Genomic DNA, 14018 nt, shown 5'->3' with positions numbered 1-14018 from the left:
TTAAAGCACAATGGGATTATTCATCAGAAAGCCATTCGAGGCACTGCAAGCGGAGGCGAATGCCTCCGGAAAGAAAACATTGAAACGTGTACTTGGTCCGTGGAGCCTTGTTGCCCTGGGCGTGGGAGTCATCATCGGAGCGGGTCTATTCTCCATCACCGGAACGGTGGCGGCAGGCTATACGGGACCGGCCATCACACTGTCCTTTGCCATTGCCGCACTGGGATGCTGCTTCGCCGGACTATGTTATGCGGAATTTGCATCCATGATACCCGTAGCCGGCAGCGCATACACCTACTCGTATGCCACGATGGGCGAACTCATCGCCTGGATTATCGGGTGGGACCTGGTATTGGAATACACCGTAGCCGCAACCACGGTAAGCATCAGTTGGAGCCGCTATCTGGTCGTCTTTCTCGAGGGACTGGACATACATCTACCGCAAGTCCTCACCGCCTGTCCCTGGGATGGTGGAGTCGTAAATATCCCCGCCTTCCTTATCGTCGTGCTGATGAGCCTCTTCCTGATACGGGGTACGGAAGGCAGCTCCATCTTCAACGGCTTCATTGTATTCCTGAAGGTTTCCGTCATACTGATTTTTGTCATACTCGGCTGGAAATACATCAATACCGACAACTATACACCTTACATCCCTGCCAATACGGGCGTGCTGGGCGAATATGGCTTCTCCGGCATCCTGCGAGGGGCGGCCATCGTATTCTTCGCCTTCCTCGGGTTCGACGCTGTGAGCACAGCCGCCCAAGAGACGAAGAACCCGAAGCGGAACATGCCTATCGGCATTCTGGTCTCCTTGCTGGTATGCACCGTGCTCTATATGGTTTTTGCCCACGTCATGACGGGAGTGGCACACTACACCGCCTTCAGCGGACAGCAAGGCATTGCTCCCGTTGCCATAGCCATAGAGCACATGGGGCAGGCTGATGCTGCAGGTATCATCCAGCCGGACTATCCCTGGCTGAACCGTGCCATCGTGCTGTCCATTCTGTTCGGATATTGCTCCGTCATCATGGTGACGCTGCTGGGACAGAGCCGCGTATTCCTGAGCATGAGCCACGACGGGCTGCTGCCTCCTTTCTTCTCGCATATCAACGAAAAGTTCCGTACTCCGGCACGCAGCAACCTGCTCTTCATGGTACTTGTGGGCCTGCTGGCAGCTTTTGTACCCGCACGGCTGGCCGGGGAGATGACAAGCATCGGCACGCTGATGGCCTTCACGCTGGTCTGTGCCGCTGTACTGGTAGTACGCAGAACCATGCCTGACGTGCCCCGTTCCTTTAAAACCCCACTTGTTCCACTTATCCCCATACTGGGTATTCTTACTTGCCTTTGCATGATGTTGTTCCTTCCTGCCGATACATGGATACGCCTGGTGCTGTGGATGCTCATCGGTCTGGACATCTACGTGGGCTACGGCATGAAGCACAGTAAGCTGGAGCATGGAGGCGACACCCGCCACGGGCAGGTGACCTTGAACATGATTGGACTTATCCTTGCCGTTCTTTGTGTCATCACCGGACTGTGGCACCAACAGACTGTGGGATGGGGAGAAAGCAAAGTGCTGCTGATTATCTCGTTTGTTTTCGCATTCACGCACTGCGCTTACTATATGTGGAGAATCTGGAGGAGATAATAAGCCCTAAATCTCCTCCTTTAAAGATAAACAATCTTTCATCCAAACTACCCCAGCACCCACTTGGTCCGCTTCCCGAAACAACGGTATGCCATTGCCACCAGAAACCAGGAAGTACAGAAAGCGACGACTGCGGCACAAGGTATCTGAAGATAGATAGGAACATGGATAGCACGCATCAGGACTACGCTCGGTCCGGTAAAGAAATAGTGTATCATATAGACTCCAAAACCACAGAGCGTCAAGTTTGCCAATGCTTTCTTGATGCGCTCCGAACGGAAATTGGCCCGCTTGCAAAGCATAAACACGGGGATGGTCATCATTACTACATTCAGCGAACAGTAGGTGAAGAAGAGTTCGAGCATCTCATCCGTAAAATCCGGCAAGGAGGTCATACGACGGAAACCAAGGAATGTTACGGCATAGCCAATGGCAAACATGGGAATGCCGATGCCACAGAGTTGCCGGCCCGTCCAGTTATGGTTCCTCAGATAATGGCCCAACAATAGGTAGCCGTTAAAACCGGCAAAGTAATACAGCATACCGAACGAGTTCCACGAGCAAGTCCCCCAAAGGTACGGAGCGGCAAACTCGGTATAATAAGGCAGCAGCAGTGTCACTCCCCATGCTGCAAGAAACCATAGTTTGGCACGTTCCGAGGCCTTCTCCACCCATGCCGAGAATATCGGAAGATAGAGATAAAGCCCTATCAGCAGATAGATATACCACATGTGTACATCCAATAGAGAGAAATTAAAAGGCATTTCTGCAATATATCCCAGGCTCACTGCCAGAGACTGGCGCATCACTTCCTCACCCGAATAAGGGAAGAAATCCAGAATCACTTTCGGCTCCACTCCCAGCAGTCCCGTTATCCAGGGGAACAGATTGTAAATCACAGACCAGATGAGGAAAGGAAAGAATACGCGGGGGATACGTTTCTTGTAGAATGCCGAGGCGTCACCCCGTACCGGCAACAGCAATGCACCGGTAATCATTACAAAAAGCGGTACGCAAGGACGGAGCGCCGCACCGTAGACAGCTCCCCAGAACTTGATGTCAACAATGTCGGGCGATGTGCCCGGATAGAAGTTAAAAGGGTCTGTGCAATGGCAGCAAACTACTGTAAACATTGCAACAAGGCGTACCACATCCAGCCATACGATGTGTTGTGCCGGAGTTTGTCGTGTAAGAGTTGGTTCCATGTTTTATTAAATTGGTTGTTTGGAGGGCTAAAGATAAAGAAGTTAACCGAGAAATGAAAAGGAGAATGTAACAAAAATACGACAACAAACGAGTTTCAGTTTTATTCTCCTATAGAGAACAATCTGTTTTATCAAGGCAGAACAGAGTGTTCCAATAGGGAAGAACACTTTGTTCCAACATGAAAGAACAGTTTGTTTCAATAGGAAGAAACAATTTGTTTCAACATAAAGGAACAGTTTGTTTTGCTTGATGAAACAGAGTGTTCTATGTCGCGAAACACTTTGTTTTCCTCTACAAAACAAAAAAGCCGTAACAAGATTTTCTCCGTTACGGCTTTCCTTATATTATGCCTTTCTAAAAGGCTTCTGTTTTACTTGCTGCAATTCCAGGGCTTCAGTTGCTTGAAGAAGTCGTTGCCCTTATCGTCCACCAAGATGAATGCAGGGAAGTTCTCCACCTCAATCTTCCAGATAGCTTCCATACCGAGTTCGGGATATTCCACGCACTCAATACTCTTGATGTTGTTCTGTGCCAAGATAGCGGCAGGACCACCGATAGAGCCCAGGTAGAAACCGCCATACTTTTGGCAGGCATCTGTCACTTGCTGGCTGCGGTTACCTTTGGCAAGCATAATCATGCTGCCGCCGTGGCTTTGGAAGAGGTCTACATACGGGTCCATACGTCCGGCAGTAGTCGGGCCCATGGAGCCGCAAGCCATGCCTTGAGGAGTCTTGGCAGGACCGGCGTAGTAGATGGGATGGTCTTTAATGTACTGCGGCAGGTCTTCGCCACGGTCCAGACGTTCTTTCAGCTTGGCGTGTGCGATGTCACGGCCTACGATAATGGTTCCATTCAGAGACAAACGGGTGGAAACCGGATACTTGGTCAGTTCCTTCAGAATATCGGCCATCGGCTGGTTCAAGTCAATCTTCACCACGTCGCCTTCACCGGCCTTACGGAGTTCTTCGGGAATCAGTTCACCCGGATTGCTGTCGAGCTTTTCAATCCAGATACCTTCTTTATTGATTTTACACTTGATGTTACGGTCGGCAGAGCAGGAAACACCCAGACCCACGGGGCAGGACGCACCGTGACGCGGCAGGCGGATGATGCGGATGTCGTGAGCCAGATACTTGCCGCCGAACTGGGCACCGAGGCCAATCTTATGAGCTTCTTCCAGTACCAGCTTCTCCAGTTCCACATCGCGGAAAGCGCGGCCGAACTCATTGCCGGTAGTGGGTAGGTTATCGTAGAAGTGGGTGGAAGCCAGTTTCACAGTCAGCAAGTTCTTTTCGGCAGAGGTACCGCCGATAACGAATGCGATGTGATAGGGAGGACAAGCTGCCGTACCCAAAGTCTTGATTTTTGAGATAAGGAAGGGAACCAATGTTTCGGGGTTGAGGATAGCCTTTGTCTCCTGGTAGAGATAAGTCTTGTTGGCAGAGCCACCACCCTTGGTTACGCAGAGGAACTCGTACTCCATACCTTCCGTAGCTTCGATGTCAATCTGTGCGGGAAGGTTGCACTTCGTATTCACCTCATCGTACATGGTGAGGGGAGCATTCTGCGAATAGCGCAGGTTCTCTTCGGTATAAGTCTTGTAAACACCCAGTGAGAGAGCTTCTTCATCACAGTAGCCGGTCCATACTTGTTGTCCCTTTTCGCCGTGGATGATTGCCGTACCCGTATCCTGGCAGAAAGGAAGTACCCCCTTGGATGCTACCTCTGCATTGCGCAGGAAGGTGAGTGCCACGTATTTATCGTTATCGCTTGCTTCGGGGTCACTCAGAATCTTAGCAACCTGCTCGTTGTGCGAACGACGCAACATGAACGATACATCACGGAAAGCCGCATTGGCCATTGCCGTCAAACCTTCTTTTTCAATCTTCAGGATAGGTTTTCCTTCAAACTCGCTTACTGACACGTAATCTTTTGTAAGCAGATAATACTCAGTAGTATCTTTCCCCTTCTCGAACATGGGCTGATACTTGAACGGAGGTGTTGTTGCCATAATTACTCGTATATTTAATGTTTAAAAGTGATTCGGGTAGCAAAGGCAGCACAAAACCGCCTTTACCGAGCAAAGGTAAAAACTATTATTGAAATAATTCTTTAATTAGAGTAAAAACGCAACAAATCATAATTAATTTTCTGACACCCGCTGCATCCGCCCTATCAGTTCATCGCCCAGCGCCGTCTTCACCTCAATGTGTTTCAGCACAGCCATTACAAACGGATTGCTTTCAAAGTCGCCGCGTACCTGCTCAAAATCGAGTTCCTTTTCCAAGCGTGAGCCATCAGCTCCAAAGCCCGTCATGGAAGCCAGTGAAAATTCTTTCTTAGCATCCTCATACACCATGCGGTCGAGGCCAACTACTGCTTCTTTCCATTTTTCGACAATATGTATGACGTCTTCTGCCGTCATACCTTCCGGCTTGATACCATAGAACTCTTCCAACTTCTCATACGCCCAGGTCCATTCGTAGGTATAGTAGTTGCTGTGCATCTTCTCAAACTCGGCATTGATAGACTTCAAGCGATTGACTTTGCTGGACTCAATACCGTCTATCAGCGCATCTATCTCACTCTTTGGGGCTATCAATCCGGAAATATCCACCCATTCGCCGCTGCCAATGGCAGTATCGGGCTTCAAACGGGCACGTATTTCTTCATTGCTCCGGAAGTCAATGCCTTCCAAGCGCTTGATGACAGAGTTTCCGAGGAACTTATGAATGGCTATTTCATAGAAGCGGATACCTTTCACCAAAGCCGAGTTACGTATCTTCGCACTATGGAAAGAATAGATATCCGAAAGCTCGCCACTGGCATGACGCAGATTCTGCAACGTTTCCCGTCCCTTGAACATTTTCTGCACCGTGTAGGGGCTGAGAAGATTATAGTTGATGTAATCCAGTTTGTTCGGGTCGGTACGCCCGTCACGTTTCGGCCACTTCTGGGCATCACGGATGGTACCCACACTACGCAGGTTGACACCGGGTACAAGGTAGGTGGTATTATTCTGCTCTATCAAGTAAGAGAACGGCAGGTTCGAAGTATCAGAATGGTTGACATGGCGCCCCATTACCAAGGAAAACGCTCCCACCCTTGCAGGCCACAAGATGTACGAATCGGAAGTCGTCTTGGCACCACGCTCCAAAGTGCCTTGATGGATAGGCCCTAACTTATACATATGGTTGCTCTGATTGGACCCCGAACCGGCATTCATAAAGGAAAACATACCGGCAATCAGCAACGTGGATTTATGGTGTGTCACCGTATAAGGTCCGGCAAAAATAGCGCACGCCTCCCCGTTCTCTCCCTGGCAGTTGCTGAAAAACAAAGAATCCGAAGCAGAGTAGTTGTGTCCCAACTTGCATGCCTGCCCCACGAAGCAGCGGCTCAGCATAGCTCCGTCATCTACATGAGACCCGGTAGAGATGATGAAATCATCACAAATCACCCCATGCCCGATGTGTACCGGCGCCACCTCGTTGCTGTTGATGCTTCCGTTATACAGACGGCATGTACCACAGATGCGGCAATAATCACCGATGCGCACATTCTTTATGGAACCGGTGTTCAATATCATTACATGGTTCCCGATGCTTCCTACAGCAGAAGCATGTTTGTTGGAATAAAAATCCGTGATTTCCTTCATCCGTGCAATCAGCTCCGGGCGATGGCGGTAAAGCGCCAGAATATAGGCTTGGTGTGCGGAGAGTTTATCATTAATCAGCACCTCACGGCCTCCCGTCTCATTCAGGACAGACACTTCTACCCCGTTACCGAACTTCGACACACCGTCTACCAGAATAATATCCACATTCTCAATGAAGGTGTCATGCCCTATTTCATAATTGGCAATGTAGTTCTGGATATTCTCAATGCAACAGTTATCTCCCACCGTTACATTATGCAGCGTCACATGCCGCAAACCGGAATGCTTCCTGATTCCTCCCGGCAACATAAATTCTGAATGGAACACTCCCAAACACACCTCACCCGAAAAACGGGTATGATGCACAAATTCCGTTGAGAACTCTTCTGCAACGGTTACTTTCCCCCAATCATCAGCCAGACATGACTGGCTCTTCAACCGGAGAATTTCATCTTCGGTCAGTCTTCTGTAATTCATCCTTATAACGAGTTATGAGTTATGAGTTATAAGTTATTGCCTTTGCCGGCACTACCGATTCAAACCGCTGCCAGCAAATAACTCATAACTTATAACTCATAACTAAAATTAAACTTCTTCTTCGTAGGTCTGATAAAGAAAGTCATTATAGGGGTACTTCTGCACGTGCAATTCCTTCACACGCTGATAAACTACACTCTTCAGTTCCTCCATATTGATTTTTTCGCGGGCAGAAATAAAGAGGCAGTTATCCTCCATCTTAGCCATCCACGTCTTCATCAGTTCTTCGAGTGTCAAGTTTTCCTTGGTTCTGGGGGTAAGGTCGTCAGCCGCTTTCTCTATATAAGTATAAGCGTCTATCTTATTGAATACAAGAATCATGGGCTTACCGGCGGCACCGATATCTGCCAACGTCTTGTTCACAACTTCTATCTGTTCTTCAAAATCCGGATGAGAGATGTCTACGATATGCAACAGCAAGTCCGCCTCGCGTACCTCATCCAGAGTAGACTTGAAGGAGTCTACCAAATCCGTCGGCAATTTACGGATAAAGCCCACCGTATCGGATAGCAGGAACGGCAGGTTCTCAATAATCACCTTACGCACCGTAGTATCCAACGTGGCAAACAGCTTATTCTCTGCAAAGACTTCACTTTTCGAAAGCAAAGTCATCAATGTGGATTTTCCTACATTGGTATATCCCACCAATGCCACACGAATCAAGCGTCCGCGGTTCTTCCGCTGGGTAGACTTCTGCTTGTCAATCTCAGCCAAGCGCTCCTTCAACAATGACATACGGTTCAAGATGATACGGCGGTCCATTTCCAGCTGCGTTTCACCCGGGCCGCGAAGTCCCACGGAACCTTTACCTCCACCGGCACCGGAGCCACCACCCTGGCGTTCCAAGTGGGTCCACAAACGTTGCAGACGAGGAAGCATATACTTGTATTGCGCCAGCTCCACCTGCGTTTTTGCATTGGCAGTCTGGGCACGCATGGCAAAGATATCGAGAATCAGGGACGTACGGTCCAGTATCTTGATTTTGAGTTCAGCTTCTATATTGCGTATCTGCTTGGCGGAGAGTTCATCATCAAAAATCACCATGCCGATTTCGCGTTCGGCTTCTTCTTCATTCCGGATATACTCTTTAATTTCTTCCAGCTTGCCCTTGCCGACATAAGTCACGGAATGCGCTGCATCCAGCTTCTGGGTAAACCGCTTCACTACTTCCGCCCCGGCTGTCTCAGCCAAGAATGCAAGCTCGTCCAGGTATTCATTGGTCTTACGCTCATCCTGAGTCTTCGTGACAAGACCTACCAATACCGCTGTTTCTGCCTGCGCTTCGGAGATTACAAATTCTTTCATAGTTTCTATACCTTATTATATATACGTATTGTTGGTTCGGGCAGCAAATATAAATAATTTTGGCGGAAGCGCCTTAAAAAGGGGAATAAAATAAAAACAGACACAATAGAAAAATGGCATGTAAAATGAAGTCGAACTTCATCTTACATGCCATTTCAAATTACATGTTATCTAATTGCCAGAATAATCAGAACCCTTCCGGCATCTCCAACGTTTCCGTGAATCCCTGATACAGTACTCCCCATTTACCACTGTCAAGTACTACCAAGCCCTGCATCGGGAAAGACAACACGTTTCCTTTACGCTCCATACCTGCTGCTGCAAAGTATAGCATACCATAGTCCGTCTTGTCATAACCAGTAGGTTGAGGATCCCAACCTATCAGTTCTTGATTGTCATCGCTTAGCGTAAACATGATGGGATATCCTTTCGTAATGCAATCTTCCAGCTTATAGATATTAGCCTCTTTAGCCTTCAGCACAGGTTGATCCCAACCCTCTCCAAATAATTGAGATGTATAGTAGCCTGTACCTATATTGAGCCAAGTATAGTCACGCTTTATATTGACCGTCACCTTGGGTGAACCATAAACATAGGAATCTTCTTCAGGAATGGCAATAGTATAAGATGCAGTAGTACCCACAGCTATGTCAAACGCAATCTTTACTTCTTTGAGTGCTTCACCGGCAGCAAAATCAACCGTTGTCGGCACTGTTACGCTCTCCGCATCTGTAGTCAAGTGAATAGATGCAGCCGCATCTGTTTTCTGACGGCCGATTTTGACCACAAAAACCTGTTCATCATTCGGATAATAAGTCAAATCAGTGTTATCAGCATAAATATAAGCTTGTACACCCTCGGTAGGAACCGGAGAAGGCTCCCACTCCACACCGTCTGAACAAGCCGTCATAGCCAAACCGCATACGGCCAAGCCCAAAAACAATTTATTGAATATCTTATTCATATACAAATTCTATTAAAAGTTAGTTCATTGGTTAATTGTTACCCGGTGCAAACTCCCCTATCGGAGTAGGACGTTTAGCAATAGCACCGGACGGGTCCGGATTGTTCATTCCCTGAAGGGCAGTATTTGAATCGACCTCGGTCTTAGGAATCATCAATGTCCAGTTGGGCTTCACACCTTTACAGTTTATCTTGAAGATATCTTCTATAAAGTTGGTACCCTCATAATTCTGAATGACATCTGGTTTCAGACGTTTAGCCGTGGGGAATGCGATTCCCTCACCCCAGAACTCGATACGCATCTGTTTCAACACCTCAAGTTGGAAATTACGCAAATCACCCGTACTGAAATTGTAATTGCTCTGGCGGTACTGCTTCATAAAGTTATTCAACAACTGTACGCCTGCTGCCACATTCTGGCTGGCACCTACTGCTTCAGCCTCTATGAGATACATCTCTTCCACACGCATCACGGGAATATCTGCAGCCGCACCCACAGAATAAGTGTTATAGTCACCACCCACGGGGCGGAACTTCAATGACATATAATCCGGTTGTTCATCCAGCCATGCATTGCCTCTCACTGACTGGTAAGCGTAAGTACTTCTGTCCGGGTCAAGGTAAGAATATTTGCGGAAATCGGTAGCAGGAATCGCGTCATAAAGTGAACGTGCCATCTGGAGCTTAGACAAAGAAGCATATCCCCAATCCGCTTCATTGGAAATGTGACCAATGAAATTAGCAAGATTACCCATATTGGAAGCCGTGGGGTGAAGGTACCACATCCATGCAGAAGTAGCCGTATTGAAACCGGTAGTGGGATTATGCCACTGTGATTCGCTCATAGGTGTTGCTCCCGACTTATCAATAGCCTTGCGGGCATACTCGGCAGCTTTAGCAAACTGACCATCCCACATATATACTTTGGCCTTCAGACCATATACGACCGCCAAGTCAGGGAAGTTCTTACTGACAGGTGTATAAGACTCCAAACCTATCTCTGCCTTGTCAAGGTCGGCAAGAATGAAATTCACCAATTCTTCGTGGGTCGCACGCGGATTGCTCTTCGCAATGTCGTTAGTTGTTGCCTCAGTCACGATGGGCACCGTCAGCCCCAGTACCTTGCTACAATCGGTATAGATGTTTTCTACCGGTTCGAAAAGTACCATCAGCGTATAATAGTCCAATGCACGGAAAGCATGGGCTATACTTCCAAGCCCACGCATTTCATCGGTAATTGTGGGATCAGTCACATCAACGGCCGCAATCACGTCATTGGCCGATTTAACGAACTTATATAGGGTGAAGTAAGGCAAATATGAATAATAGCCGGTGTCGTTCATACCATTATTGGCATTGAAGCGCCACCACCAGTCATATCCGTAATCCGTAGCCACGACATCACCCAGCAGTTCTGTCTGGGCCAACATCAATGAGGGATAAGCAAGGTCGGTCTCATGTGTTTGCTTACCGTACACTAGATAGCCTTGTACCATTTGCGATGGCAAGCCATTAAGCGAAGCCTCAATCGCTGTTGCCGATGCACCAATCTGATCGGAGGTCGCTGTAGAATCTTCGGGAAAAACCTCTTCTATACAGCCGGTCAATACCGTGGCCGATACGACCATAACCGAAAATAGTTTGAATATATTCTTCTTCATAATCATTGTAATCTATATATTAGGTTTAGAACTCAAATGACACACCACCGGAGATGGTACGCATCGGTGAATAGAAAGTAGCATTGGTTGTCTCGTCGTATGACTGACGTGGGTCGAACCCTTTACGTTTAGACCAATAGAAAACATTTTCTGCCGACATATACACGCGCAATGAGTTGATGGCCAACTTTCTTGTCCACTTGGAAAGTAACGTGTAGCCCACATTAATATTCTGGATATTCAAGAAGCTCGCATTTGTCAAGAAGCGCGTAGACATTGCCCCTGAATATTGGTCGTTCATCTGGAAACGAGGGATATTAGTATTTGTGTTCTCAGGAGTCCATGAGTTCAGCAAATCCTTATGGTAGTTGTAACCAGCCGTACCATAAGGTGACGACATAAAGTAAGCATACGTACCATCATATTGCTTACCACCAATCTGGTAAGTGAAGTTTATGCCGAAGTCCACGCCATATACTTTCAGTTTGGTACCGAAACCACCATACACCTTAGGTATTGAGCTTTCCTCTGTGATGTAATAGTCAGCCTGAGCATGATTCGTAGTCGTTTCACGTCCGGTGATATTGCCGGCCTCGTCCTTGACATTCTTATAGAACAAAGACTCACCCTTTTCATTCACTCCGGCATACTCCTTCAAGCGCCATGTAAACATAGACAAATCCTCACCAATGAAGAAGCTTCCGTTAGAATAGCCCTTATATCCTTTTCCATCAGCTGTATACTCAGTAGTAATCAACTTATCAGGATCAAGCATCGTAATACGGTTCTTCAAGGTTGAAATGTTCACATTCACATCCCACGTAAAGTTACGTGTATCGAAGATATTCACATTGAAGTCCATTTCCACACCACTATTGACCATGTTACCAACGTTGTCCATATAGGAAGCATAACCCAATGATGGAGCCACGGTAAATGAGAACAACATATCCGAAGTCTTACGTCTGTAGTACTCGATACTACCGGTCACACGGTTCCACAACTGGAACTCTGCACCGATATTGAAGTTAGTGTTGGTTTCCCAAGTGATGTCTTTAGTGCCCTTAGATTTAAATGAAGTACCAAGGCTGTTGTTAGAGTTGATAATGTTAAATCTATCCGTATAGAGGAAGTCACCGATATTGTCATTACCTTGTGAACCAATAGAAGCCTTCAGCTTCAGTTCCTGCACCCATGAAGCATCAAACCAGCTTTCTTTGTTGATAAGCCACGCACCGCCTACCGACCAGAATGTACCCCAGCGATGGTCCGGATGGAAACGGCTGGAAGCATCACGACGCAAAGAAGCCGAGCCGAAGATGCGTTCGTCATAATTGTATTGCAAACGGCCGAAGAAACCTTCATTGTTACGACGCTCTTTATAGGAAGAAGCACCTTGTCCGTCGATAATGGCACCATCCAATTCCTTATTGCCTTGAGAGAACATCTGCGACTTGCTAGCCCCAAGTTCATAGTAGCGATAATCATAATATTCGTGACCTAAAAGAATATCGAAGTTATTGTCGCCAAACGAACGGGCATAAGAAACAAGTTGTTGCAGGTTGTAATCGTAAGTACGTGTATGATACTTACTCACTGTACCGCCAGTGGAGTCGAACTGCCCATAGTAAGGATTGTAAACGTAACTATGACGTGTCTCATCCAAGTTGAAAGCACCATTGAATGTCACCTTCAGGCCTTCTATAGGAGTTATATCTACAAAGGCGTTGCCGTTAATGGCATTTCCTTCAGAGTTTCTGGTATTTAGTTTATTGTCTAGAATAGGGTTGGCATCAGCAATGAAAGGACGCTGCATACCTGCATTGATACCACTACCGTAGTCCATCATTCCAATACCATTATTATCCACCATGATGCTGCCGTCAGCATTGCGCACGTAGGCGGGATAGATGGGAGCCATTTGGGTAACAAACGCCCATATATTACCGGTAGACGAACTGGTACCATTGTTACTCAACGAGTTGGAATCAAAACGTGCATATCCCATATTACCACCAATCTTCAACCACTTCTTTGCCTGATAGTCGGCTTTCAAACGGCCTGTCAAACGTTTCAGGTCAGAGCCTTCAGTGATACCCTCATTTCCAAGATAACCTAAAGAAACATAGAAAGAGGACTTTTCATTGGCTGCGCTCACCGAGAAGTTGTATTCCTGACGCAGACCGGTACGCATTCCCACATCTTCCCAATCATCCGGAGTCAGCAGATAGTCACGTCCTTTATAATTCACAACTCTACCCAATGTGGCGTTGGGATTAAGTTTACCGTTCTGACCGATGAGGAATTGCCCATCGGGAACTGTATATACATTGTATCCCAATCCACCGTTGGAGCCAAACAGATTCTTGTTTGCCTCAAGCCATGCAGCTTGGTCATTCATTCCCGTTGACTTATAATAATTGTTCATGGCACGATAATGCATCTCGTAGTACATGCCAGGATTGTCAATCACTTCATATTTCTGCAACGCTCGAGTGTTAGCACCCCACTTAGCATCAAAAGTCACCTTAGCCTCTCCCGACATATTGGCCCTTTTGGTAGTGATGATAATTACACCATTAGCACCACGAGCACCGTAAAGTGCATTCGAAGCTGCATCCTTCAATACTGTCATTGACTCAACGTCGTTAGGATTGATATTATTAATATCACCGCTATAAGGAGCGCCGTCCACAATAATCAGAGGGTCATTCTTTGCATTGATAGAACTAAAACCACGAATCTTGATGGATGATTTTGCACCTGGAGCACCGTCATTGGAAGTCAATGTCACACCCGGCACAGCACCTGCCAAAGCATCGGTAACATTCGTCACTTGCGACTGCTCCAGCTTTTCGGTACCAACCACCTTAGCCGAACCCGTAAATGCAGACTTCTTTGCTGTACCGAAAGCAACCACCATTACCTCATCAAGCATCTCAGTATCAGACTTCATCACCACTTTTACGCTGGATTTTATTGCCACCTCCTGGGTCTGCATACCAATATACGAAATTACCAGAGTTTTCGCGGAACT

At 47.2% G+C, this 14018-nt stretch carries 8 protein-coding genes; 1 reads left to right on the top strand and 7 read right to left on the bottom strand.

Going from position 1 to position 14018, the window contains the following annotated elements; genetic code table 11:
* Nucleotides 1-10: 10 nt before the first annotated feature.
* The gene (locus tag DW039_RS12225) at nt 11-1651 is read left to right on the top strand and encodes an amino acid permease (RefSeq protein WP_044467866.1); all 1641 of its coding nucleotides are present in this window, start codon (nt 11-13) and stop codon (nt 1649-1651) included.
* A 47-nt stretch (nt 1652-1698) separates the two neighbouring features.
* Here the strand turns inward: DW039_RS12225 and DW039_RS12220 are convergent, their stop codons facing one another.
* From DW039_RS12220 to DW039_RS12185, 7 genes are all read right to left on the bottom strand, one after another.
* The gene (locus DW039_RS12220; RefSeq protein WP_009037205.1) at nt 1699-2856 is read right to left on the bottom strand and encodes an acyltransferase; all 1158 of its coding nucleotides are present in this window, start codon (nt 2854-2856) and stop codon (nt 1699-1701) included.
* Between the two features lie 371 nt (nt 2857-3227).
* A complete protein-coding gene (locus DW039_RS12210; RefSeq protein ID WP_005824254.1) occupies nt 3228-4868 on the bottom strand; it encodes a fumarate hydratase in 1641 nt (546 codons plus the stop codon).
* Between the two features lie 132 nt (nt 4869-5000).
* Nucleotides 5001-6992 (bottom strand): DUF4954 family protein, encoded by a 1992-nt coding sequence (locus tag DW039_RS12205; protein WP_022402282.1) that lies wholly within the window; start codon nt 6990-6992, stop codon nt 5001-5003.
* 108 nt (nt 6993-7100) lie between these two features.
* Nucleotides 7101-8357, bottom strand: a complete 1257-nt coding sequence (gene hflX, locus DW039_RS12200; RefSeq protein ID WP_005824258.1) for a GTPase HflX — start codon at nt 8355-8357, stop codon at nt 7101-7103.
* A 187-nt stretch (nt 8358-8544) separates the two neighbouring features.
* Nucleotides 8545-9321 carry a hypothetical protein gene (locus tag DW039_RS12195; RefSeq protein WP_022402281.1) on the bottom strand — a complete coding sequence of 259 codons (777 nt, stop codon included), beginning with the start codon at nt 9319-9321 and terminating at the stop codon, nt 8545-8547.
* A gap of 31 nt (nt 9322-9352) precedes the next feature.
* Nucleotides 9353-10981 carry a RagB/SusD family nutrient uptake outer membrane protein gene (locus DW039_RS12190; RefSeq protein WP_225982625.1) on the bottom strand — a complete coding sequence of 543 codons (1629 nt, stop codon included), beginning with the start codon at nt 10979-10981 and terminating at the stop codon, nt 9353-9355.
* A gap of 25 nt (nt 10982-11006) precedes the next feature.
* Nucleotides 11007-14018: SusC/RagA family TonB-linked outer membrane protein (locus DW039_RS12185; protein ID WP_256373166.1), on the bottom strand; the 3012-nt coding region annotated here is incomplete at its 5' end.

The sequence above is a fragment of the Bacteroides sp. AF39-16AC genome (assembly GCF_003602735.1).
Taxonomy (GTDB): domain Bacteria; phylum Bacteroidota; class Bacteroidia; order Bacteroidales; family Bacteroidaceae; genus Bacteroides; species Bacteroides uniformis.
The sequence above is the reverse complement of the archived record's forward strand: the minus strand, read 5'-3'. Positions and strand labels throughout refer to the sequence as shown.